This is a genomic window from Streptomyces sp. NPDC008139 (genome assembly GCF_042957025.1).
Classification (GTDB): domain Bacteria; phylum Actinomycetota; class Actinomycetes; order Streptomycetales; family Streptomycetaceae; genus Actinacidiphila.
This window is the reverse complement of record NZ_JBIBHM010000001.1, coordinates 611951-635870: the sequence shown is the minus strand read 5'-3', so window position 1 is coordinate 635870 and position 23920 is coordinate 611951. Positions and strand designations below refer to the sequence as shown.

Genomic DNA, 23920 nt, shown 5'->3' with positions numbered 1-23920 from the left:
CGTCCGGACCGTCGCGGTGAAAGGGGGCACGATGGCGGGCTGAGACCGGAGGGATTCCGCGAGCGGGCAATCCGCCCACCCCTCGGCTCCGAATACCGGTCGGAGACTTGCGCGGGTGAGTCGGGACGGGATGGATCGCAGATGAGGGAAGCCGTACGGCTGGACGGCGTCGCAGGCGTCGGCCCCGACCTCCAGGAGTTGCTGGTCGCGGTCGCCCGCGGCGACGAGGCGGCGTTCGCCAGGGTCTACGACGCGGTGGCCGGGCCCGTGCTGGGGCTGGTGCGCTCGGTGCTGCGCGACCCCGCGCAGTCGGAGGAGGTCGCCCAGGAGGTGCTGGTCGAGGTCTGGCAGACCGCGACCCGCTTCCAGGCATCCCGTGGCAGCGCCATGACCTGGGTGATGACGCTGGCCCACCGTCGCGCGGTGGACCGGGTGCGTTCCGCGCAGGCGTCCTCCGACCGGGAGCACAAGGCCGCGCTGCTTGAGCACACCCCCGCCTTCGACGAGGTCGCGGAACAGGTCGAGTCACGGCTGGAGCGCGAGCAGGTGCGACGCTGTATGCGGACGCTCACCGAATTGCAGCGCCAGTCGGTGACACTCGCCTACTACCAGGGATTCACCTACCGGGAGGTCGCCGAGTTGCTCGCGGCTCCGCTGGGGACCGTCAAGACCCGACTGCGGGACGGACTCATCCGCCTGCGCGACTGCTTGGGAGTGAGCGCATGACGACCGCCGATCTGCATACCCTCACCGGTGCGTACGCGGTGCACGCGCTGCCCGACGGCGAGCGGGAGGAATTCGAACGGCACATCGCCGACTGCTCGGCCTGTGCGCAGGAGGTCCGCGAGCTGTCCGCGACGGCCACCCGGCTGGCGCTGGCCGCGTCGGCCGTGCCGCCGCCGCACATGCGCGAGCAGGTGCTGCGCCGGGTCGCCGCCGTGCGGCAGGAGCCGCCGGTCGTCACGCGGCAGGAGGGGCGCGGTCTCGCCGGATGGATGGCCGGGGCGCGGCGGCTGCCGCGTTACGCGCTGGCCGCGTGCATGGCAGGAGTGGTCGGGCTCGGCGGGGTGGCCGTCTGGCAGCACCAGGCCGCCGACGACGCGAGGCAGCGGGCGAACCAGGCCGAGCAGCGGGCGGGCGAGCTCTCCCAGGTGCTCTCGGCACCCGACGCGGCGAGCACCACACGGAAGCTCAGCACCGGCACGACCGCGACCGTGGTGGTCTCCCGCAGCCTGGGCAAGGCGGCCTTCCTGGCCGCCGGTATGCCGACGCCGGCGGCCGGGAAGACGTACGAGCTGTGGTTCGACGACGGCGGGAAGATGCGGCCGGCGGGTCTGATGGACCCGTCAGCCACCGACCAGGCCGTGGTGCTGGACGGGCGGATCGACAACGCCTCCGGGGTGGGCGTGACGGTCGAACCGGCCGGCGGCTCGCAGCAGCCCACGAGTGCCCCGCTGGCCCTGGTGACGTTCCCGGCGGCGGCCCGTGCCTGAGACGTCGCGGACCGGGTCGTCCATCGCGCTGTTCACCGCGGACCTGCGGTTGCACGACAACCCCGTGCTGGCCGCGGCGGTGGCGGCGGCCGAGAGCGTGGTCCCGCTGTTCGTGGTGGACGAGGGCATCGCGCGGGCCGGATTCGCGGTGCCCAACAGGGCGGCGTTCCTCGCCGACTGCCTGGCCGACCTGGACGCGGGCCTGCGGGCCCGCGGCGGGCGGCTGGTCGTGCGGCGCGGCGACGTCGTCGAGGAGGTCGTCCGGGCCGTCGGCGACAGCGGGGCGCGGCAGGTGCACATCGCGGCCGGGGTGAGCGGTTACGCCCTGCGCCGCGAGGACCGGCTGCGCAAGGCCCTGGCGGAGGCGGGCTGCGAAGTGGTGGTGCACGAGGCCGTGGTCACCGCAGCCCCGCCCGGCGCCGTCACCCCCGTGGGCCGCGACCACTTCGCCGTCTTCACACCGTACTTCCGGCGCTGGGACGCCGAGCCCCAGCGCCGCGTGCTGGACGCGCCGCGCAAGGTCACCGTGCCCGAGGACCTGAAGTCCGCCGCGCTGCCCCCCGCCACCGAGCTGACCGGGCCAGGCGGCGGGCAGCCGTCGCCTGGCCTGCCGCCCGGCGGGGAGACGGCGGCCCGCAAGCTGGCGGGCAGTTGGTGGCGCTCGGGCCTGGAGGGTTACGCGGACCAGCACGACGACCTGGCGGGCGACGCGACCTCCCGGCTCTCGCCGTATCTGCACTTCGGGTGCGTGTCCGCGACCGAACTCGTCCACCGGGCGCGGTCGGTGAGCGGCCGGGGCGCGGAGGCGTTCATCCGGCAGCTGGCCTGGCGCGACTTCCACCATCAGGTGCTCGCCGCGCGGCCGGACGCGGCGCACCGCGACTACCGCTCCCGGCACGACCGTTGGCGCACCGCGCCCGAGGAGGTCACCGCCTGGCGCGAGGGCCGCACCGGCTACCCCATCGTGGACGCCGCGATGCGCCAACTGCTGCACGAGGGCTGGATGCACAACAGGGGCAGGCTGCTCGTGGCGAGCTTCCTGACCAAGACGCTGTACGTGGACTGGCGGATCGGCGCCCGGCACTTCCTGGACCTGCTGGTCGACGGCGACATTCCCAACAACCAGCTCAACTGGCAGTGGTCGGCGGGCACCGGCACCGACACCCGGCCCAACCGGGTGCTCAACCCGCTGCTCCAGGCGGCCCGTTTCGACCCGGACGGCGACTACGTACGGCGCTGGGTTCCGGAACTGGCCGAGTTGGAGGGGGCGGCGGTGCACCAGCCGTGGAAGCTGTCGGGTCTGGAACGGGCGCGGTTCGACTACCCGGACCCGATCGTGGCCCTCAGCGAGGGGCACGCCCGCTTCTCGCGGGCCCGCGGCCTGGACGACTGACCGCGGACGCGCGAACCGACCGAACCCACCGAACCCACCGAACCGAGCCGAACCGGCCCACTCACCACGACCGGTGCCCCCAGCGGCCCGGCTGCCGCCGATTACGTCCGCCCGTCAACACCGCCCTTTCGCGGCGGCCACGGAAAGAAACCACTCGTCCGGGCGACGTATGCGGCATAGCCGGGCCGCTGCGCCATGTGCCGTTCCAGCAGCGGCTTCCCGCTGCCCCGCAGGAGCAGGAAGCTGATGGTCAGTGGCCCGAGTACGGCCAGCACGACCGCGCCCGCCGCCGACGACCAGCGGGCGCCGCCGGGGACGCGGCGCAGCGCGGTCACCCGGCTGGAGGTGTGCACGGCGGACACCTCCTTGCCCACCCGCTCGACGTACGTACGGGAGCCGCCGGTGATCGTGCGCCAGTTAGGGGAGTCGCCGACGCTGAGCAGGCCGTGGTGGTCGAGGAAGCGGAAGAGGGAGCGGGCCGGGAAGTCCAGCGCGGTCGCGGGGGAGCAGGACCAGACGGCGGACACCAGCGGGGTCATGAAGTGCTGGACGAAGTAGGGGGAGTAGTGGCCGTCTGCGAGGAATTTCCGCAACGTGCGGTCGGTGGCGGCAGCGCGAGAGCCCGAGTCCGTTCCCGTATCCGAGCCCGTATCCGCAGACGAACCCGAGCCCGCACCCGTATCCGAACCCGAACCGGCATAAGGGCCCGTTCCCGTATCCGAACCCGCACCCGCTTCGCCGCTCTCCGCGAGCAGGCGGCGGGCCCCGTGGTGGAAGGCGGTGACCTCGGTCAGCCTCCGCAGATAGCGGCCCCGCAGCGCGTTGCGCGGCTGCGGGAAGAGCTCGCGCGGACCGCGGGCCCCGGCGTACTCCAGGCCGCAGCCTCGCACCGCCCCGACATGCTCATCTCGGACTCCTGCGTGGCGATGTCCAGCTCGCGCAGCAGCCGCAGCAGATTCGGACAGGTGCGGGCGTTGTGCACGATGAAGCCGGTGTCGACGCTCAGGGACCGGCGGTCGGGGTCGGCCACGTCGTGGGTGTCCGCGTGCCCGCCGAGCCGGTCGTCCGCCTCGTACAGGGACTCGTACAGGGACACGTCGCTCGCGCGGTGCAGCACATGGGCGGCGGTAAGGCCCGCCACTCCGCTGCCTGTCACCGCGATCCGACGTCGTTCGGCCGTCATGCGATCCCCTCGGTCAGTGCTCGATGTCCAGTGACACCCCGTGGTGCCCGGTGGCGCCCCGTGCCCGGTCGGTGTCCGGCGCGGCCGGGACGGCGACCGGCACCGGTGCGCCCTCACTGATCATTCGTGGCCGCCGCCGTCGCGGATTGGTGCGGGAGCGGAACGTTCCGGCGGTGATCTTCACGGCCCCCACCTGCGGCGGAACCCGTCGGTCCGGGGGACGCGGAATCCCGGACCAATCCGCCGGGCGAGTGGCCACGAATGCGGGATGTGACCGACCAGGAGACCATCAGCCCCGACCGTGCGCTGGAGCCACATCAGCCACACGGCCCGAGTGCTGCCAGCCGGCTGCTGAGGGTCGTACTCGGCGCACTGAGCGGTCTGTTGGCCGCGGCTGTGTCACTCGGTTTCGCCGAACTCGTCGCCGTGGCGGCCCGTCCCGAGGCCAGTCCGGTGACGGCGGTCGGCGGCGCGGTCATCGACCGCACACCGGCGTCCCTGAAGGACTACGCGGTACGGAACTTCGGCACCAACGACAAGCTGGTGCTGCAACTGGGCATCGTCGCGATCCTGGCCCTCTTCGCCTTCGTGCTCGGCGTGTTCGCGCTGCGCTTCCGGCGCACGGGCTGCGCGGGCGTGCTGGCCTTCGGCGTCATCGGGGCGGTCGCCGCCTGGAGCCGTCCCGACTACCACCGGCTGGACGCGCTGCCGTCGATCGTCGGCGCGCTGCTCGGAGCGGCGGCGCTGTGGCTGCTGACGCAGCGGCTCACGCTCCGCGCCGCACCGGCCGCGCGCGTTCCGGAACAGGCCGCCGCGCCGGAGACACCGACCGCTCCGTCCGCAGTGGAGCGCGCCGCGGAGGACGACGAGGACACCGTCGAGACCCCTCTGCCGCGGACGGAAACGCCCGCCCCAGAGGCCGGGCCCACCTCCCGCCCCGCGTTCGACCGCCGTGGCTTCGTGCTGGCCGCTGCCGCCACGGCGGCCGCGTCCGCGGGTGCGGGAGCCCTGGGCCGTACCCTCAACAACCGTCGCGGCGCCGTCGCGGTGGCCTCACGGAAGGCCATCGCGCTGCCCGCCCCCGCCTCCCGCGCCGCGGCCGTCCCGCGCGGCGCGGACCTGGGAATCCCCGGGCTGAGCGAATTCACCACGCCGAACGCGAAGTTCTACCGCGTCGACACCGCCCTGGTCGTGCCGAAGATCGACGCCACCACCTGGCGGCTGCGCATCCACGGCATGGGCGTGGGCAAGGAGTTGACGCTCTCCTACGACGACCTGCTGCGCCGTGACCTGATCGAGCGGGACATCACGCTGACCTGCGTGTCCAACCAGGTCGGCGGACCGTACGTCGGCAACGCCCGCTGGATCGGCGTCCGGCTGGCCGATCTGCTGCGCGAGGCGGGGGTACGGCCCCCGTCGCGCGGCGGCAGGGCCGACCAGTTGGTGGCGCACTCGGTGGACGGCATGGCCATCGGCTCACCGGTGGAGACCGTGCTCGACGGCCGTGACGCGATGCTCGCGCTCGGCATGAACGGCGAGCCGCTGCCCTTCGCGCACGGCTTCCCCGTCCGCATGCTGGTGCCCGGCCTGTACGGCTATGTGTCGGCCTGCAAGTGGCTGCGCGAACTCGAACTGACCACCTTCGACTCCTACGACGCCTACTGGGTCAAACGGAGCTGGTCGCGCGAGGCGCCGGTCAAGACCGAGTCGCGGATCGACACCCCGAAGCCCTTCGCCAGCCCCAAGGCGGGCAGGGTGCCGGTGGCCGGGGTGGCGTGGGCGCAGCACCGGGGCATCGACCGGGTGCAGGTACGGGTCGACGGCGGGCGGTGGCAGACCGCCCGGCTCGCGGACGAGGACAGCACCGACACCTGGCGGCAGTGGCTGTGGGAGTGGGACGCCACGCCCGGCAGCCACACGCTGGAGGTCCGCGCGACGGACCGTGACGGCTACACGCAGACCGACCACCGCGTCGGCACCGTCCCGAACGGCGCGACCGGCTGGCACTCGGTGGTGGTCAGCGTCGACTGACCCGTCGGCGCGCCGACCATCCGCCCCCCGACGCCCCGTCCGCCCGCGAGCGCGCCGACCACTGGCAGGGCCGCCCTCGAGTGGCCCGCCGCCCCCCCAACTCCCCGCCACAGACGACTTGTCCGCACACACATTTCGCATAGACCGCACATATAGAGGAGAAAAACCATGTTCAACCTCCGCGCCCGCCGCATCGCCGTCGCCGTGACGGCCGCCGCCGTCCTGCCGCTGGCCCTCAGCGCCTGTTCGAGCGACGACAACCAGAAGGACGACTCGGCGGCGGCGAGCCCGTCCACCTCGGCGAGCGATTCGGCGATGGCGCCCACCAGCGACGCGCCGAGTGACGCCTCGACGAAGGACGCGCCCTTCGGTCCCGGCTGCGCCACCGTGCCCAAGAACGGCGCGGGCAGCTTCGACGGCATGTCCAAGGACCCGGTGGCGACCGCCGCCTCGCACAACCCGGCGCTGTCGACGCTGGTCGCCGCCGTCCAGAAGGCCGGTCTTGTCGACACCCTGAACAACGCCCAGAACATCACCGTCTTCGCGCCGACCAACGACGCCTTCGCGAAGATCCCGAAAGCCGACCTCGACAAGGTCCTCGCCGACAAGGCGACGCTCACCAAGATCCTCACCTACCACGTGGTCGGTGAGCCGGTGAAGGCGCCCGAGGGCCTGTCCAAGGGCACCTACACCACGCTGGAGAAGGGCACCCTGACGACCTCGGGCTCCGGCGAGGCGTACAAGGTCAATGACACGGCGAACGTGGTCTGCGGCAACGTCACCACCGCCAACGCCACCGTGCAGATCATCGACACGGTGCTGATGCCCAAGTAGCCGTTGGGGGTCAGGCGTTACAAATCACTCCGGACGGCCCGCGACGACGCGCAGCAGGTGTTCCGCCACGGCGGACATCGCGTCGCGGGCCGGCCGCAGATAGCGCCGCGGGTCGACGACGGCCGGGTCGGCCGCCAGGTGGTCCCGTACCGCCCCGGTGAAGGCGATGTTCAGCGCCGTGCCGATGTTGACCTTCACCATCCCGGCGGCGACGGCCCGCCGCAGCTCGTCGTCCGGCACACCGGACGAGCCGTGCAGCACCAGCGGTACGGGTACGGCCGTGCGCAGCGCGGCTATCAGTTCGTGGTCGAGGCGCGCGGAGCGGTCGGTCATCGCGTGCGAGCTGCCGACCGCGACGGCGAGTGCGTCCACCCCGGTCGCGGCGGTGAAGGCGGCGGCCTCGGCGGGGTCGGTCCGCACGCCGGGCGCGTGGGCGCCGTCCTTGCCCCCGACCTCGCCCAACTCGGCCTCGACCCAGGCGCCCTGGCCGTGCGCCCACTCCACCATCCGCGCGGTGGCGCGCAGATTCTCCTCGTACGGCAGCTTCGACGCGTCGAACATCACCGAGGACGCCCCGGCCGCCACGCCCGCCCGCAGCAGTTCCTCGCTCTCCACGTGGTCCAGGTGCAGGGCGACCGGCACCGCCGCGCCCCGCGCGACCGCCGCCGCCCCCGCCAGCACCGGCTCGACCCGGCCGCCGTGGAAGGCCACCGCGTTCTCGCTGATCTGGAGGATCACCGGCAGCCCGGCGGCCTGCGCGGCGGAGGTGATCGCCTCCGCGTGCTCCAGCGTGATCACATTGAACGCGGCGACCCCGTGGCCCGCGGCCCGGGCGGCGGTGACGAGTTCTGCGGTGGAGACGGCAGGCATGGGATTCCTCGGGGTACGTACGGCGGTGCCGGTTTCACGGGTGCGGGCGGGGGCACGGGCGGCGGGCCGCCGAACAGCGGAGCGCCGCGCGGGTGTTGGCGTCAGGCCAGGACGACGGAACGCGTCAGATTGCGCGGCCGGTCCGGGTCGTACCCCTTGTTCTCCGCGATGGCCACCGCGAGCCGCTGGACCCGCACCAGGTCGGCCAGCGGGTCGAGCACGGGCGCGCCCGTACCGCCGACCGCGCTCGTACCGCCGTCGGCGGGCGCGGCGGAACCGGCCTCGAGAAGGCCGCCGACGCCCGCGACGTTGTCGGCCAGGCCCTCGGGCAGGGCGCCGAAGGCCCACACCACGCGGCCGGGGCCGGTGATGCTGATCGGGCCGTGCCGGTACTCCATCGCCGGGTAGCTCTCGGTCCAGGCGCCCGCGGCCTCGCGCATCTTCAGCGCGGCCTCCTGCGCCAGGCCGTAGGTCCAGCCGGTGCCGAGGAAGGTGAACTGCTCGGCGGCCGTGACGGTGGTGGGCAGTTCCTGGGCGAGCGCCAGCCGCGCGTCGGCGACGGCCGCGGTCAGGTCGTGGCCGAGGTGGGCGCGCAGCAGCGCGAGCGCGGTGGTGGCGAACCGGGTCTGCACCACCGACTGTTCGTCGGCGAAGTCCAGCACCACGACCTCGTCGGCGGCCTCCATCACCGGGGTGTGCGGGTCGGCGGTGATCGCCGTGACCGCGACGCCCGCCGTACGCAGTCGCTCGCTCGCCCGCAGCACCTCGGTGGTGGTGCCGGAGCGGGTGATCGTCAGCACGCGGTCGTAGCCGCGGCCGAACGGGAACTCCGAGGCCGCGAAGGCGTCGGTCTCGCCGTGGCCGCCCTGTTCGCGCAGCGCCGCGTAGGACTGGGCCATGAACCAGGAAGTGCCGCAGCCGATCACCGCCACCCGCTCACCGTCGCGCGGCAGCTTCTCGGCCTCGGCGGGAGCGAGATCGGCCGCCCGCTGCCAGCACTCGGGCTGGGAGGCGGTCTCGGTGGTGGTGAGGGACGCGGACATCGGGGCTCCTCGTGCGGTGTGCGAGATACGGCGTGCGAGATGCGACGCGCGGTGCGGATGCGCGATCCTGCTCGAAACGAGCAGCTATCGAGCATAAATGTACACAGAGGAGAGGGCTGGCGGAAGGTCCACGACTGCGCTAAGGGCGCACGCGGGCGGCGCGACCGCCGCGGGCGGCCGAATGAGGCGCGCGTCACAGTTCCCGTACCGGATGTCACATCGGGTCGCGCGGTCCGGCTCTTTGGTACGAGGGCGCGAACGGCAGCCGGACCCGATGAGGGCCGAACGGTGAGAACGAGAAGAACGAGGAGGAAACCCTGCCCGAGAGAAAGCTCCGCACGACAGGCAGGGCTCTTCGTCCCCTGTCAATTGCTTTACGCGAGGCCCGAAGCGCTCACGTGGATTCCTTCAGAGCCGCCGCTTCCGTTTTTGCGGCCACACGTTCGAGTAGCTCGTCGAGATCGTATTGCGCACGTCCGGGACTGCCGTAGCGGGTGATCTTGCCGCGGCTGGCCCATTTCCTGATCGTCGCCTCGGAGACTCCGGCGGCGAGTGCGGCGAGTTGAGTCGGAACAAGCCGACTTCTATTGCGCGGTGGCGGATTCATGCGGCGTCCTCCGGGCGCTGGGATTGTGCTGCCGCTCCCGCAGTGCCGCGCGCGAACTGCCGCGTCTGCTGCATCTGCCGGGATAGCAGAAGCCATTGGTGGGGCTGCCAACTGTGTCCTGCGGTACAGCTCACTTCTCGGGTACGCCGGCCGTCGGGCGACGACGGCGCCGTGGTCATCGCCGCGCTGCAACCGGAATGGATGCATTGGCCGAGATCCATGCGCAACGCGGGCTGGGTGTAGGCGGACCGGCGCGCGCGGTGCGTTATCTCGGAGATCTCCTCCGCGAAGTCCGCGGCGGTCGGGTGCGCGAGCAGCCAGTTGAGGTGGCGGACGAGGAAGTCGGCCATCTCCTCCGGCTGCCTGCGGACCGGCTTGCGGACGGCGCGCTCCTCGGCGACCATCGCCGCCCACGAGGCCAGGAAGCCGACGATGCCGGACCGGGCGGTGATCGCCGCCTCGTCCAGCCGTATTCCGGTCGACTGCCTGCTGCCGCTGACCCGTTGGAGGGTCGGGTTGCGGCGCGGATGGAGCACCGACTCGCAGTCGTCGTAGATCTCCGGCAGCTCCATCAGATTCGCCTTGAGATCGTGGTAGCACGAGGTGCACAGACGCAGCCCCGGGGCCGCTGTGCGGCGCGGTCGCGACCCGTGCGGCACGTTGCCGCATTTTTGGCCCACACATGGAGATGAATTCATTTGGTCACCCGTTGGTCATGATGTCGGAAGGTGGCTGTCGCAGTGCGAACTCGTCGATCGACTCGATGACCGAGGGGAGTGCGCCCTGTTCAGGACATGCCGAAAGTCGTCGTTGGTGCAGGTGAGCGACGTCCCGTCGGAACATGGCCGTGCATCGGCTGCCTCCGACGGAATGGCGCACCGTCAGCGGCGACCGCTGGATCCGGAACCTGTCGACGTACTCCAGGCGCAAGGGAACTACTCAGTGGAACGCCTGGACCATCTCAACGCAGTGCTGAACGCAGTGCAGAACGGTCGGCGAGGGCCGGGCCGACCGGATGTACCGCGAGCAGCGGTGCTCGCGGGCTCCACAGACCAGTGGGGCCCATGGGGCACGCCGGATCATGGAGGTGTGCGTCGTGAGTGGATCGCACCGGGGCGGGATGATGTGGGGCGCGCGTGTGCCGTGGCGTCGCCTGAGCGGGACGTCATCGTCCGTGCCACGCGGGACGGGGCCCGCCGCGCCGTCGGATCAACGGCCGAATCAACCGTCGAGTCGCCGGAGCGTGCGCGGACCTGGCCGGCCTCCGCGTCCGAGCAGTGGCTCGGGCGGAGACGGATGACGGTGCCCTGGGCCGTGCCCGGGACCGTTCGTGGAGCTGGATCCCCGCCGGTCGCCCGAGGGTGACCTGGAGAAACGCTCCCGCAGCGCCATGAGGTGGCCGGCTCATCCACCGTGCCTGAAGCACCCCGGCACGAGACCGAGGTTACCGGCGATCGGAAACGCCGTGGTGGCCGTGATGAGTCCAGTTGGGCCTGTCGCGTTAAATCCGTGTTCATAACGATCCGGAACCCCCGCTCCCGAGTCATGTACGGCTTACAGCATACGGATGTTCGCGTTTGGCAGGCGACGATACAGGCAAACGCAGGAGCCGTCCACACCTGATCTACCTGCGACGATCACGCTCCACGCGGCCCTGACCGGCGGCTCATTGACGAGAATGTCGCCGCGTAAAATGTGACTACACGCTAGCGTGACGCCGTCGTGAACCCGCGAACAATCACCATCTGACAGAGCGTCAGACGAGATGGTCATTCGGGTCCGGAGTGTTCCGAAATGCTCGATGTTGAGGCGATGCTATGAGGATCACCGAACTTCATCGGTGTCACGCAAATTCGAGGGGTACTGCAACCATTTTTCGCGACCGCATACTCCCGACCCGTCGATGAACTGCGCAAACAGCCCGCTGACCAAGTGAAGTTGACATCGACAGCCAGAGACTGTCACGATACTTCCGGCGGCCGAGGTATGCCCGGATCCGGGCAGCAGTGAGACCCCGGACGCCGCAATCACACTCAGATCACCGAGCCCCGCGTGCGCTGTGCCGCCGCGGGGCTTCGTCATGGGCGGCCACGCCGTCTCCGACCGCCCGCCACCGGCACCGCGAAAGGCCGAAAGGAGCCTGCGGCGCATGGACAGGATCGGTTTTGTCTTCCCCGGCCAGGGTTCGCAGAAGGTGGGAATGGGGCTCGACCTCGCCGGAGAGCATCCGGATCTGGTCGGCCCCTACTACCGCACCGCGGACGAGATTCTCGGCCTTCCACTGTCCCGGCTGTGCTGGGAGGGACCCGCCGAGGTCCTCCGGGACACCTCGATCACCCAGCCCGCGATCTTCCTGACCAGCCTGTGCACCTGGCAGAGCCTGCGTCCGCGCGGTCTCGCCCCCGACATCGTCGCGGGCCACAGCCTCGGCGAATACACCGCGCTGGTCGCCGCGGGCGTCCTCGAATGGACCGACGCGCTCCGACTCGTACGGCTGCGCGGCCAGTTGATGGCCGCGGTCAACGCACGCGTGCCCGGCGCCATGGCGGCCGTACTCGGCCTGCCGCTCGAGGACGTCGAGGCCATCTGCGCACAGGCCGTCACCGGCACCGGCCAGATCGTCGAGATCGCCAACGACAACGAACCGGCGCAGGCGGTCGTCTCGGGCCAGGCCGAAGCCGTCCAATGGGTGATGGCCGCCGCCAGGGACGCCGGCGCGCGCCGGGCGGTCCCCCTCGAAGTCGGCGCGCCTTTCCATTGCAGTCTCATGAGCGAGATCGAGGACGAATTCGCGGCGGCCCTGGACGCGGTGGAATTCCGCGATCCGGTGGTCGAGACGGTCTCGTCCGTCACCGCGGCGCCGGTCACCACCGCCGCCGAGGCGCGTACCGCGCTCAAACGCCAGCTCACCGGCCGGGTCCGCTGGACCGAGACCGTGGCCGGAATGTCGGCCGCGGGCGTGGACCGCTTCATCGAGATCGGACCCGGAAAGGTACTCGGCGGCCTGTGCCGCCGGATCGCCCCGACATCACGGGTGTTCGCGACATTCGATTCACGGCAGTGTGCCTCGACTCTCGATGCGCTCGCATTCGCAGCCGGAGGTTGACCGGAGGCTCGCAAGCAGTCCAAGGAACCGATCAGGCCCAGGTCGCAGTCGGACCTGAGCGTCACAAAGGGCGGACCCATGAGCCGGATAGACCTTCTGAAGCCTCATATACCAGCCCCACGTGCGTCCGCAAACGTCAATCGCACCGAGATACGTACCGCATCGCCGGTACGGGGAGTGCCGGGGCCGTCCGTGAGCTGGCGGGTACTTGTGGTGGAACCTCATGCAGACGACGCCGAATCCCTGGTCAGGGGGTTACGGCGGCACGGACACGAGGTCGCGTCGGTCGGCACGGGCGGCGCGGCACTCCAGACGTACGAGGACGCGGACCTGGTCCTGCTCGACCTCGACCTGCCCGACCTGGACGGACTCGAGGTCTGCCGGAGCATCCGGTCGGTCTGCGACGTGGCGGTCATCGCCGTCACCGCACGCGGCACCGAACTCGACCGGGTGCTCGGCCTCCAGGCAGGCGCCGACGACTACCTCGTCAAGCCGTACGGCTTCCGCGAGTTGATGGCGCGGATGGACGCGGTCATGCGCCGCGCCCGCCCGGAACCCGCCTCCGCGCGGGTCATCTCCTGCGGACCGCTGCGGATCGACGCCGGATCGCGCGAAGTGCGGCTCGGCGGACGGCATATAGATGTGACCCGTAAGGAATTCGACGTGCTCTACCTGCTGGCCTCGCACCCGGACATCGTCATCACCCGGAAGCGGCTCATGCAGCAGGTGTGGGGTGACTCGTGGTCCCGGCGGACCGTCGACACCCATGTCAGCAGCCTCCGGACGAAGCTGGGCGCCAAGGAGTGGATCGTCACCGTCCGCGGTGTCGGATTCCGGCTCGGTCTGGGGCTCGAACGGTCCGGGTCCTCCGCATGAGCCGCGCGGCCGTGCGGTGCGAGGGACACGAATGCGGTACGCGGCAGGCCGAGCCCCGCGACGGGGGCCGGCACCCCGGCCGTCCGGTCGGCGGGAACCGGCTGTGCGCCGCCTGCCACCGCCGGCTGACCACCGGCATCGGCATGCTCCCCGAGCTGTACCGGGACTGCGAGCGGGTGCTGGGCGGCGCCGCGGCCAAGGGGCTGCGCGAACGCACCAGCGGCGGCCCGCTGCCCGGCATGCCGTTCAACCCGGCGGCGGCCGAGACGCGCGCCGCGATCCTCGGGGTGCTCGGCTCCTGGAGCGGCCTGATCGCCCAGCAGCGCGGGCTCGTACCGCCCGAGCGGTCCATCGGCACCCTGTCGGTGTTCCTGCTGCGGCACGCCGACTGGCTGGCCGGGCACCCGGCCGTCGCCGAGGCCACCCGCGAGGTGGCCCGGCTGGTCAGCAGGGCCCGCCGTGTCGCCCACCCCGAGCAGATCCGCCGGATCGCGCTCGGCGACTGCGTCGAACCCGGCTGCGAGGGGCGGCTGTCCGCCGTCGTACGCGTCGGGGCGACCGCCGCGCACCCGGCCGTGCAGTGCGACGCCCAGCCACGGCACACCTGGGCCGGGCACCAACTCACCCATCTGCGCCGCCTGATGCCCGCCGAGGACACGGCCCCGGGCCCAGCGGCCGACACCTCCGCCGGCCCCGTCGCCCCCGTCGTCGCCGAGCGCTGGCTCACCGCCGCCGACATCTCGCGGCTGTGGAGCACCCCGGTCGGCACAGTCTACCGGCTGGCCAGCGAGCAGAGCTGGCGCCGAAGGCACGGCTCGGGCCGCACCTACTACTCGGAGGCCGACGCACACGCGTGCTTCAGCCGCCGCGCCGAGCGATCTGCCGAACGATCCCGCTAGGACGGCCTGTTTCGACGACCAGCGGACGACCCCTCCATCACTCCCATCACCAGGAGCGAACGATGCACAGCACGTTGATAGTCGCGCGCATGCTGCCGCAGTCCGCGGAGGACGTGGCCCGGATCTTCGGGGAATTCGACCAGACCGGGATGCCCGACCTGATGGGCACCCGCCGACGGGAGCTCTTCTCCTACAACGGCCTCTACTTCCACCTCCAGGACTTCGACACGGAGGCCGGTAACACGACCATCGAACAGACCAAGGACCACCCGCTCTTTGTACAGGTCAGCGCCGACCTGAAGCCGCACATCGAGGCCTACAACCCGGCGACCTGGCGGTCGCCGAAGGACGCGATGGCCACGCGTTTCTATCACTGGGCCAAGTCCGAGTGACGGACCTGATCTCAAGCCTGTCCTCAAGAATTCACGAAATTCCGAAGGGAGCGGCGTCCACATGGGACGGCGAGTGGTGATAACCGGCATTGGGGTCGTGGCGCCGGGGGGTGTCGGCGTGAAGGACTTCTGGAGTCTGCTGAGCGACGGCCGAACCGCGACCAGAGGCATCACGTTTTTTGATCCCGCCCCGTTCCGTTCCCGCGTCGCGGCCGAGGTCGATTTCGACCCGGAGGCACTGGGACTGAGCCCGCAGGAGATCCGCCGCATGGACCGCGCCGCGCAGTTCGCGGTGGTCACGGCCGCGGAGGCGCTCGCGGGCAGCGGACTGGAGATGTCCGACCTGGACCCGTACCGGACCGGGGTGACCGTCGGCAGCGCCGTCGGCGCGACGATGGGCCTGGACCAGGAGTACCGCGTCACCAGTGACGGCGGGCGTCTCGACCTCAACGACCACCGGTACGCGGTACCGCATCTGTACGACTTCTTCGTGCCCAGCTCCTTCGCGAGCGAAGTGGCCTGGTCCACCGGGGCCGAGGGCCCGGCGACGGTGGTCTCCACCGGCTGCACCTCCGGCCTGGACTCGGTGGGCTACGCGACCGAGCTGATCCGCGAGGGCAGCGTCGACGTGATGATCGCGGGCGCCACCGACGCCCCGATCTCCCCGATCACCGTGGCGTGCTTCGACGCCATCAAGGCCACCACCTCGCGCAACGACGACCCCGAGCACGCCTCGCGGCCGTTCGACAACTCCCGCAACGGCTTCGTCCTCGGCGAGGGTTCCGCGATGTTCGTGCTGGAGGAGTACGAGGCGGCCAAGGCGCGCGGCGCGCACATCTACTGCGAGATCGCCGGGTACGCCACCCGCTCCAACGCCTTCCACATGACGGGTCTGCGGCCCGAGGGCCTGGAGATGGCCGAGGCCATCAGGACGGCCCTGGACGAGGCGCGGATGAACCCCGACGAGATCGACTACGTCAACGCGCACGGCTCGGGTACCAAGCAGAACGACCGCCACGAGACCGCCGCCGTCAAGCGGACGCTGGGCGACCACGCGTACCGGACGCCGATGAGCTCCATCAAGTCGATGGTCGGGCACTCGCTCGGCGCGATCGGCTCGATCGAGATCGCCGCGTCCGCGCTGGCCATCGAGAACAATCTCGTCCCGCCGACGGCCAATCTGCACGAGCCGGACCCGCAGTGCGACCTGGACTACGTACCGCTCAAGGCCAGGGAGTGGACCACCGACGCCGTGCTCAGCGTCGGCAGCGGCTTCGGCGGCTTCCAGAGCGCGATGGTGCTGCGGAGGGCGGCATGACCACTTCCGAAGGCACGACCACTTCCGCGGGCACGGCCGCTTCCGCAAGTACGGCCGCCTCCTCTGGCACCGCCAGTTCCGTCGTCGTCACCGGTATCGGCGTCACCGCGCCCAACGGCCTGGGCACCGAGGAGTTCTGGGCCGCGACCCTCGCGGGGAAGAACGGCATCGGACCCGTCCAGCGGTTCGACGCCACCGGCTACCCCGCCAAACTCGCCGGTGAGGTACCGGGCTTCGTCGCCACGGACTACCTGCCGAGCCGGCTGATCCCGCAGACCGACCACATGACCAGGCTCGCCCTGGTCGCGGCCGACTGGGCGCTGGCCGACGCGGGCGTGAAGCTCGACGAGTGGAAACAGTTCGACATGGGCGTCATCACCGCCAGCTCCTCCGGCGGTTTCGAATTCGGCCAGAACGAACTGCAGAAACTGTGGTCCAAGGGCGGCCAGCACGTCAGCGCGTACCAGTCCTTCGCCTGGTTCTACGCGGTCAACACCGGCCAGATCTCCATCCGCAACGGCATGCAGGGCCCCAGCGGGGTCGTCGTCTCCGACCAGGCGGGCGGCCTCGACGCGCTCGCGCAGGCCAGGCGGCAGATCCGCAAGGGCACCCGGCTGATCGTCTCCGGCGGCGTCGACGGCTCGATCTGCCCCTGGGGCTGGATCGCGCAGGTCGCCGCGGGACGGCTCACCGACAGCGACGACCCGGACAAGGCGTACCGGCCCTTCGCCGCGGACGCCGACGGCTATGTGCCCGGCGAGGGCGGCGCGTTGCTGATCCTGGAGGACGCCGGGTCCGCGCGGGAGCGCGGCGCCAAGGTCTACGGGGAGATCGCCGGATACGCCTCGACCTTCGACCCCAGGCCCGGCAGCGACCGGGAGCCCGGCCTCCGGCGGGCCGTCGAGGCGGCGCTGGCCGACGCGGGCCTGACGGCGGGCGACATCGACGTCGTCTTCGCCGACGCGGCGGCCGTCCCCGAACTGGATCGCGCGGAGGCCGACGCGATCACCGCGGTCTTCGGACCGCGCGGCGTGCCGGTCACCGCGCCCAAGACGATGACCGGACGGCTCTACTCAGGAGCCGCGTCGCTCGACACGGCCGCCGCGCTGCTGTCGATCAGGGACGGGGTCATCCCGCCCACCACCCATGTCGCCCCCGCCCCCGAGTACGACCTCGACCTGGTGGTCGACCGGCCCAGGACCGCGCCGGTCAACGCCGCGCTGGTGCTGGCCAGGGGCTACGGCGGCTTCAACTCGGCGATGGTCGTGCGCGGAGCAGCCCGGTGACGGGCCCGCGCACCGCCGTCGCCACACCTCAGGAAGGGACCGAGATGGCCGGACCGGAACTCACGATCGAAGACCTCAAGCGCATCCTCCGGGAAGCCGCGGGCGAGAGCGAGGGCATCGACCTGGACGGCGACATCCTCGACCAGACCTTCGAGGACCTCGGCTACGACTCGCTGGCGCTGCTGGAGACCGGCAGCCGGATCGAGCGCGAGCACGGGATCGAGCTGGAGGACACCTCCATCACCGTCGTCGAGACGCCGCGGGCGCTGCTCGCCGTCGTCAACGAGCAACTCGCCGCGGAACACGCGGCCTGACGCTCCCCCCACCCGGTGCCGCCGCCGTGCTCCCGAGGCGCGGCGGCGGCACCGTCCAGCCCACACGTACAGCGCACACGCCCGGACCACACGCCCGGACCACACGCCCAGACCACACGTACAGCGCACATGAACCCAGCACTTGAAGAGCGCACGTGAACGCAGCACATGTACGCAGCCGAGCGGTACCGAGTCGGAGGAGCAGTCATGTCGGCAGAGGGACAGCGGGTCGCTCTCGTCACCGGGGCCACCAGCGGAATCGGGCTCGCCGTCACCAGGGCGCTGGCCGCACAGGGACACCAGGTGTTCATCTGCGCGCGGACGCCCGAGAGCGTGGAAGTGACCGTCAAGGAACTACGGGACGAGGGCCTGGACGTCGACGGCACCGCCTGCGACGTCAAGTCGGGCGACGACATCAAGGCGTTCGTGCTCGCCGCCGTGGAGCGGTACGGGCCGGTCGACGTCCTGGTCAACAACGCGGGCCGCAGCGGCGGCGGCGTCACCGCCGACATCGACGACGAGCTGTGGTTCGACGTCGTCAACACCAACCTCAACAGCGTCTTCCTGATGACGCGCGAGGTGCTCAACACCGGCGGCATGCGGTACCGCGACCGCGGCCGGATCATCAACATCGCCTCCACCGCGGGCAAGCAGGGCGTGGTGCTCGGCGCCCCGTACTCCGCCTCCAAGCACGGCGTCGTCGGCTTCACCAAGGCCCTGGGCAACGAGCTGGCGCCGACCGGCATCACGGTCAACGCGGTCTGCCCCGGCTACGTCGAGACGCCGATGGCCGCGCGGGTCCGGCAGGGCTACGCGGCGGCCTACTCGACCACCGAGGGCGAGATCCTCCAGAAGTTCCAGTCCAAGATCCCGCTCGGCCGCTACTCCACGCCCGAGGAGGTCGCGGGCCTGGTCGGCTACCTGGCCACCGACACCGCGGCGTCGATCACCGCGCAGGCCATCAACGTGTGCGGCGGCCTCGGCAACTTCTGATCCGCCGCCACCGACCCCGTCCTACGACGTCCGACTCGCGTGAGGGGAACGAGAATGACGCAGACTGGCCACCGCGAGGTGGAGCACGAGATCACGGTGAACGCCCCGGCCGCCGCGGTGTACCGGCTGATCGCCGAGGTGGAGAACTGGCCGCGGATCTTCCCGCCGACCGTTTTCGTCGACCATGTGGAGCGCTCGGAGAACGAGGAGCGCATCCGCATCTGGGCCACCGCCAACGGCGCGGCCAAGAACTGGACGTCGCGCCGCGTCCTGGACCCGCGGGCACTGCGGATCGAATTCCGCCAGGAGGTCTCGGCGCCGCCGGTCGCGGCGATGGGCGGCACCTGGGTGATCGAGCCCGTGTCCGACACCGAGTCGCGGGTGCGGCTGCTGCACGACTACCGCGCCATCGACGACAAGCCGGACGATCTCGCCTGGATCGACGAGGCCGTGGACCGCAACAGCCGCTCCGAGCTGGCCGCGCTCAAGACCAACGTCGAACTGGTCGTCGGCTCCGCCGACGAACTCCTGCTGTCCTTCGCCGACACCGTCCACATCGACGGATCGGCCAAGGACGTCTACGACTTCATCAACGAGGCGCAGCTCTGGAAGGAGCGGCTGCCGCACGTGGCGCGGGTCTCGCTGGAGGAGGAGACGCCGGGACTGCAGATCCTGGAGATGGACACCCTCACCAAGGACGGCTCCTCGCACACCACCAAGTCGGTGCGCGTGACCTTCCCGCACAGCAGGATCGTCTACAAGCAGATCACCCTGCCCGCGCTGATGACGTTGCACACCGGTTACTGGCTGTTCGAGGAGGAGGGCGACGGCGTCGCCGCCACCTCCCAGCACACCGTGGTGATCAACACCGCGAACATCACCAAGATCCTCGGCCCGGACGCCGGGGTCGCCGAGGCGCGCGCCTTCGTGCAGAACGCGCTGAGCACCAACAGCCGGGCCACCCTGGGCCACGCCAAGGACTACGCCGAGGGCCGGCGCTGAGATGGACACCGACGTCATCATCGTCGGCGCGGGGCCTGTCGGCCTGATGCTGGCCGGTGAACTCCGGCTCGGCGGAGCCCGGGTGACGGTTCTGGAGCGGCTCGCCGCCCCCACCACCGAGTCCCGGGCGTCGACCCTGCACGCCCGCACCATGGAACTCCTCGACCAGCGCGGCCTGTTGGAGACACTGGGTACGCCGCCCAACGAGCCGATGGGCCACTTCGGCGGTCTGCCGCTCGACCTGAGCGAGCCGACCACCCGCTACCCCGGCCAGTGGAAGGTCCCGCAGGCCCGGGTCGAGGAGCTGCTCGCGGAGTGGGCCACGGGGCTGGGCGCGGAGGTCAGGCGCGAGCACGAACTGCTCGGCCTGACCACGGGCGTCGGCGGCGACGAAGGTGACGTGGGCGCGGAAGGCGTGGAGGTCGAGGTCGCCACCCCGGACGGTGTCACCCGTCTCACCGCCGGCTATCTGGTCGGCTGTGACGGCGAGGAGAGCACCGTACGGCGGCTGGCGGGCTTCGACTTCCCCGGCTCCGACGCCACCAAGGAGCTGCTGCGCTGCGACGTGCTGGGGCTCGACATCCCCAACCGCCGCTTCCAGCGGCTCCCGAACGGGGTGGCCATCGCGGCCACCCGCGACGGCGTCACCCGCGTCATGGTGCACGAGTTCGGCCGCGAGGTGCGGCCGAGGACCGCGGCACCCGAATACGCCGAGATCGCCGCCGTGTGGGCCAGGGTCACCGGCGAGGACATCACCCACGGCACCCCGACCTGGCTGAACGCCTTCGGCAACACCACCCGTCAGGCGGCCTCGTACCGCCGGGGCCGGGTGCTGCTCGCCGGGGACGCCGCCCACCGGCAGATGCCGGTCGGCGGCCAGGCGCTCAACCTCGGCCTCCAGGACGCGGCCAACCTCGGCTGGAAGCTCGCCGCGCGGGCCACCGGGCGCGCGCCCGACGGGCTGCTGGACACGTACCACACCGAGCGGCACGCGGTCGGGCGGCGGGTGCTGGCCAACATCGAGGCGCAGACCGTCATTCTCTTCGGCGGCCCCGGGACCGAGGCGGTCCGCGGCACCGCCGCCGAACTCCTCACCCGCACCTCGGTCGTCCGCGGCCACCTCGCCGGCATGATCAGCGGCCTCGACATCCGCTACGGCGACACCGACGCCGACACTCACACCGACACGGCCGGTGAGTTGACCGGCCGCCGCGTGCCCCACATCGCGCTGACGACCGCGGACGGGCCGACCGGCACCACCGAGCTGCTGCGGCCCGGCCGCGGCGTGCTGCTCGACCTGTCGGGCGACACCAGGCGCCGGGCCCCGCTGGGCAGGGCCGCCGAGGGCTGGACGGGCCGGGTCGACGTGGTGTCGGCGCGCCCGGTGCCCGGCACGCTCCTCGACGGGCAGAAGACCGTACTGCTGCGGCCCGACGGACACATCGCCTGGTCGGCGCGGCGCGCGGTCGACCCGGCTCCGGCGCTCCGGCGCTGGTTCGGCGCCGAGGACGTCCCCAAGGTCCCCGTCACGCCGATCGCGGCTCCACAGACGGCCGTTGCGGAGACGGCGGCGCCCAAGGCAACTGTCCCGAAGGCAGCCGCACCGAAACCGGCCGCTCCGAAGCCGCCCGTCCGCACCTGCGACGTCCTGATCGTCGGCGCGGGTCTGGCCGGTTCGGTGAGCGCGGCGATCCTCGCCCGGCAGGGCAAGAGCGTCGTGCTGGTCGACTCCCAGACGCATCCGCGGATGGCGATCGGCGAGTCGATGACCCCGCAGCTCATCGAGTGGCTGCACATCCTCGCCGTACGGTTCGACCTGCCCGAACTGCTGCATCTGCTGGACCACCGGTCGGTCACCGAGCACATCGGCCCGACCCACGGCAAGAAGCAGAGCTTCGGCTTCGTCAAGCACGACAAGGGCCAGGAACCGGACCCGCGGGAGACGACGATGTTCGTCATCCCCAAGGCGCTCACCCAGGCCAGCCACCTGTTCCGGCAGGACACCGACGCGTACTACTTCCACGTCGCGGCCAAGTACGGTGCCACGACGCGGCAGCACTGGCGGCTGTCGGACCTGGACTTCGACGACGACGGCGTCACCGTCACCGGGCAGAACGGCGAGGTCTTCAGGGCCCGCTACCTCATCGACGCCAGCGGCCACCGGTCGCTGCTCGCCGAGAAGTTCGGCCTGCGGGAGCAGCCCGCGCGCTTCAAGCACCACTCGCGGTCGCTGTTCACGCACTACATCGGCGTCAAGCCGTTCGACGACGTCAGCCACCACCCGGAGAGCCTGCGACCGCCCAAGAACGCGCCCTGGAGCGGCGGTACGCTCCACCACCTGATCGAGCGCGGCTGGTTCTGGATCATCCCGTTCAACAACCACAAGGGCGCTGCCAATCCGGTCACCAGCGTCGGCCTCACCATGGACGAGCGGGTCTACCCGCGGCCCCGTGACATCAGCCCCGAGCAGGAGTTCACCCGCTTCCTCGACCAGTACCCGGCGGTGAAGCGGCAGTTCGAGGGCGCCACGCGGGTCCGCGAATGGGTCTCCACCGACCGGCTCCAGTACAGCTCGAAGGAGTCGATCGGCTACCGCTGGTGCCTGATGTCGCACGCGGCCGGCTTCCTCGATCCGCTGTTCTCACGCGGCCTGTCCAACACCTTCGAGGTCGTCCACTCGCTCATGACCCGGCTGCTGCCCGCCCTGGACGACGACGACTTCGCGGTCGAACGCTTCGGTTACGTCGACCGGTTGGAGCGCGGCCTGCTGCACTACAACGACGAGCTGGTGAACAGCGCGTACATCTCCTTCGGCCACTTCCGGTTGTGGAACGCGGTGTTCCGGGTCTGGGGCGGTTTCGCCACTCCCGGTGTGATGCGGCTGGCCCGCGCGCGGATCAACTTCACGCTCACCGGCGACCCCGCGCACCTGGACGCGCTGGAGGACGCGCCGTATCCGGGCCTGTGGTGGCCGGAGTCCGCCGTCCGGGAGATCGTCGACCTCACCGCGGAGACCTGCGAGAAGTACGAGGCCGGGCAGATCGACGGCGACCGCGCCGCGGACATCATCTTCGACCGGCTCCGCCGCTGCGAGCTGCTGAACCCGGCCTTCGGCTGGCGCGACCCCGAGGACACCCGGCTGATCACCCCGACCACGGCGACGATGGCGAAGTTCATGTACTGGGCCGTCCGCAAGGCCCCGCCGCAGATGCGGGACCTCGGCTCCGCCCTGCTGTCCGGCACGGTCCGCGCGGGCGTCAAGGGCAAGAAAGTCCTCTGAACAGACGGCCTTGCGACGAAGAGACGCGTTCCGACACAGAAGTCCTCTGAACACCGGATCTCGCGAAAGGGCACCACACATGCAGACCACCCCGAAGCCCATGGAGGACTCGATGGCCGAGCCGATGGGTGACACCTCGGTGATCCAGGACACCGAGGCGCTGTCGTCCTTCAGGACGACGCGTCCTGACCAGGGTCTGGACGCGGGTCCGATCACGCGGGCCTTCATGCGTGTCAACGTCTACATCTACTCCAAGCCGCCGAAGAAGGTGCAGAAGTCGCTCAGCAAGGGCGCGCTCAACGTGCACATCTGGCTGTACGAGCGGTCCAACGGCCGCATCGGCGGCAAGATGGGCAACCTCGACGCGCTGCTGCTGCACACGCTGGGCCGCAAGACCGGCAAGGAGCGTGTCGTGCCGGTCGGTTACATCTACGAGCGCGGCTTCTTCTACGCGGTCGCCGTGCCCGGCCACTTCGACATCCCCGGCGGCCCCAAGGGCCTGCACCCGGCCTGGTACCTCAACTTGAAGGCCACGCCCGAGGTGACCATCAACATCGGCCGCGAGCAGATCGTCGCCCTCGCCGAGACCCTGTCGGGCCCCGAGCGGGACCGGATCTGGGCGAAGTACTCCGAAGTCCTGCCGTTCATCAACGAGTTCCAGAACCGGGCCAGCCGCCTGCTCCCGGTGGTGAAGTTCACCCCGAAGGACATGCTGGCGGCGGTGTCGCCGTCGGACGGCGAGACGGACGCCGTACGGTGAGCGCCGCCGGGCCGCGGGCGGGTCGGTCCGGGCCGCCCGCCGCGCGGGGAGCGAGCCCGCTGCGGACGGCGGTCACGGTCGGTACGCTGGCCGCCAACTTCCTCGCGGTCACCAAGAAGATCCGCAGGGCGAACGGGTCGCCGCACGCCATCGACCACATCGACCTGATCGCGAGCATCACCACCTTTGTCGTCCTCGCCGTCCGGGCGCGGCAGGGACGGGAGTCCGGGGGCGGCTGAC

22 protein-coding genes and 1 pseudogene are annotated in these 23920 nt (G+C 71.0%); 17 read left to right on the top strand and 6 right to left on the bottom strand.

Annotated features, from left to right (window positions below; genetic code table 11):
• Window positions 1–141: 141 nt before the first annotated feature.
• From ACFZBB_RS02690 to ACFZBB_RS02680, 3 genes are read left to right on the top strand one after another with little or no spacing between them, the layout of a single operon-like run.
• On the top strand, window positions 142–726 hold the full coding sequence (locus ACFZBB_RS02690) for an ECF RNA polymerase sigma factor SigK (protein ID WP_391117043.1): 585 nt from the start codon (window positions 142–144) through the stop codon (window positions 724–726).
• Window positions 723–1493: an anti-sigma factor domain-containing protein gene (locus ACFZBB_RS02685; protein WP_391117041.1), complete on the top strand. Its 771-nt coding sequence runs from the start codon at window positions 723–725 to the stop codon at window positions 1491–1493. The genes ACFZBB_RS02690 and ACFZBB_RS02685 overlap by 4 nt, the downstream gene beginning before the upstream one ends.
• Window positions 1486–2886 carry an FAD-binding domain-containing protein gene (locus tag ACFZBB_RS02680; RefSeq protein ID WP_391117039.1) on the top strand — a complete coding sequence of 467 codons (1401 nt, stop codon included), beginning with the start codon at window positions 1486–1488 and terminating at the stop codon, window positions 2884–2886. The genes ACFZBB_RS02685 and ACFZBB_RS02680 overlap by 8 nt, the downstream gene beginning before the upstream one ends.
• A 317-nt stretch (window positions 2887–3203) precedes the next feature.
• On the opposite strand, the pseudogene ACFZBB_RS02675 reads toward ACFZBB_RS02680, so the two are convergent.
• Window positions 3204–4069, bottom strand: a pseudogene (locus tag ACFZBB_RS02675) (FAD-dependent oxidoreductase); the annotation flags it as partial.
• Between the two features lie 13 nt (window positions 4070–4082).
• A complete protein-coding gene (locus ACFZBB_RS02670; RefSeq protein ID WP_391117037.1) occupies window positions 4083–4253 on the bottom strand; it encodes a hypothetical protein in 171 nt (56 codons plus the stop codon).
• A 77-nt stretch (window positions 4254–4330) separates the two neighbouring features.
• Here ACFZBB_RS02670 and ACFZBB_RS02665 point away from each other — a divergent pair, with 77 nt between their 5' ends.
• The gene (locus ACFZBB_RS02665) at window positions 4331–6100 is read left to right on the top strand and encodes a molybdopterin-dependent oxidoreductase (protein ID WP_391117034.1); all 1770 of its coding nucleotides are present in this window, start codon (window positions 4331–4333) and stop codon (window positions 6098–6100) included.
• Window positions 6101–6268: 168 nt separating this feature from the next.
• Complete coding sequence (locus tag ACFZBB_RS02660; protein WP_391117032.1) at window positions 6269–6934, top strand: fasciclin domain-containing protein; 666 nt, start codon at window positions 6269–6271, stop codon at window positions 6932–6934.
• Between the two features lie 24 nt (window positions 6935–6958).
• On the opposite strand, the gene ACFZBB_RS02655 is transcribed toward ACFZBB_RS02660, so the two are convergent.
• The 4 genes from ACFZBB_RS02655 to ACFZBB_RS02640 form a co-directional block, all read right to left on the bottom strand.
• On the bottom strand, window positions 6959–7804 hold the full coding sequence (locus tag ACFZBB_RS02655) for a ketose-bisphosphate aldolase (protein WP_391117030.1): 846 nt from the start codon (window positions 7802–7804) through the stop codon (window positions 6959–6961).
• 101 nt (window positions 7805–7905) lie between these two features.
• The gene (locus tag ACFZBB_RS02650; RefSeq protein ID WP_391117028.1) at window positions 7906–8847 is read right to left on the bottom strand and encodes an SIS domain-containing protein; all 942 of its coding nucleotides are present in this window, start codon (window positions 8845–8847) and stop codon (window positions 7906–7908) included.
• 394 nt (window positions 8848–9241) lie between these two features.
• Window positions 9242–9454 (bottom strand): MerR family transcriptional regulator, encoded by a 213-nt coding sequence (locus ACFZBB_RS02645; protein WP_188280336.1) that lies wholly within the window; start codon window positions 9452–9454, stop codon window positions 9242–9244.
• Complete coding sequence (locus tag ACFZBB_RS02640; protein ID WP_391117026.1) at window positions 9451–10026, bottom strand: hypothetical protein; 576 nt, start codon at window positions 10024–10026, stop codon at window positions 9451–9453. The genes ACFZBB_RS02645 and ACFZBB_RS02640 overlap by 4 nt, the downstream gene beginning before the upstream one ends.
• Window positions 10027–11603: 1577 nt before the next feature.
• On the opposite strand from ACFZBB_RS02640, the gene fabD reads away from it, so the two are divergent.
• The 12 genes from fabD to ACFZBB_RS02580 all read left to right on the top strand — a co-directional run bounded on the left by fabD (window position 11604) and on the right by ACFZBB_RS02580 (window position 23919).
• Window positions 11604–12560: an ACP S-malonyltransferase gene (fabD, locus tag ACFZBB_RS02635; RefSeq protein WP_391117022.1), complete on the top strand. Its 957-nt coding sequence runs from the start codon at window positions 11604–11606 to the stop codon at window positions 12558–12560.
• A gap of 78 nt (window positions 12561–12638) precedes the next feature.
• Window positions 12639–13436 carry a response regulator transcription factor gene (locus tag ACFZBB_RS02630; RefSeq protein ID WP_355337063.1) on the top strand — a complete coding sequence of 266 codons (798 nt, stop codon included), beginning with the start codon at window positions 12639–12641 and terminating at the stop codon, window positions 13434–13436.
• Window positions 13433–14335: a hypothetical protein gene (locus ACFZBB_RS02625; protein ID WP_391117020.1), complete on the top strand. Its 903-nt coding sequence runs from the start codon at window positions 13433–13435 to the stop codon at window positions 14333–14335. The genes ACFZBB_RS02630 and ACFZBB_RS02625 overlap by 4 nt, the downstream gene beginning before the upstream one ends.
• A gap of 62 nt (window positions 14336–14397) precedes the next feature.
• On the top strand, window positions 14398–14727 hold the full coding sequence (locus tag ACFZBB_RS02620; RefSeq protein WP_355337067.1) for a TcmI family type II polyketide cyclase: 330 nt from the start codon (window positions 14398–14400) through the stop codon (window positions 14725–14727).
• Between the two features lie 61 nt (window positions 14728–14788).
• Window positions 14789–16045 carry a beta-ketoacyl synthase gene (locus tag ACFZBB_RS02615; RefSeq protein ID WP_188280342.1) on the top strand — a complete coding sequence of 419 codons (1257 nt, stop codon included), beginning with the start codon at window positions 14789–14791 and terminating at the stop codon, window positions 16043–16045.
• Window positions 16042–17331, top strand: a complete 1290-nt coding sequence (locus ACFZBB_RS02610) for a beta-ketoacyl synthase N-terminal-like domain-containing protein (protein WP_391117018.1) — start codon at window positions 16042–16044, stop codon at window positions 17329–17331. Before ACFZBB_RS02615 ends, ACFZBB_RS02610 begins: the two co-directional genes overlap by 4 nt.
• Before the next feature lie 44 nt (window positions 17332–17375).
• On the top strand, window positions 17376–17645 hold the full coding sequence (locus tag ACFZBB_RS02605) for an acyl carrier protein (RefSeq protein ID WP_355337071.1): 270 nt from the start codon (window positions 17376–17378) through the stop codon (window positions 17643–17645).
• Window positions 17646–17852: 207 nt separating this feature from the next.
• The gene (gene fabG, locus ACFZBB_RS02600; RefSeq protein WP_188280345.1) at window positions 17853–18638 is read left to right on the top strand and encodes a 3-oxoacyl-ACP reductase FabG; all 786 of its coding nucleotides are present in this window, start codon (window positions 17853–17855) and stop codon (window positions 18636–18638) included.
• Between the two features lie 54 nt (window positions 18639–18692).
• On the top strand, window positions 18693–19640 hold the full coding sequence (locus tag ACFZBB_RS02595; RefSeq protein ID WP_355337074.1) for an aromatase/cyclase: 948 nt from the start codon (window positions 18693–18695) through the stop codon (window positions 19638–19640).
• 1 nt (window position 19641) lies between these two features.
• The gene (locus ACFZBB_RS02590) at window positions 19642–22920 is read left to right on the top strand and encodes an FAD-dependent monooxygenase (RefSeq protein ID WP_391117016.1); all 3279 of its coding nucleotides are present in this window, start codon (window positions 19642–19644) and stop codon (window positions 22918–22920) included.
• A 79-nt stretch (window positions 22921–22999) separates the two neighbouring features.
• Window positions 23000–23680 (top strand): nitroreductase/quinone reductase family protein, encoded by a 681-nt coding sequence (locus ACFZBB_RS02585; RefSeq protein WP_391117013.1) that lies wholly within the window; start codon window positions 23000–23002, stop codon window positions 23678–23680.
• Complete coding sequence (locus tag ACFZBB_RS02580; protein WP_355337080.1) at window positions 23677–23919, top strand: hypothetical protein; 243 nt, start codon at window positions 23677–23679, stop codon at window positions 23917–23919. The genes ACFZBB_RS02585 and ACFZBB_RS02580 overlap by 4 nt, the downstream gene beginning before the upstream one ends.
• Window position 23920 lies beyond the last annotated feature (1 nt).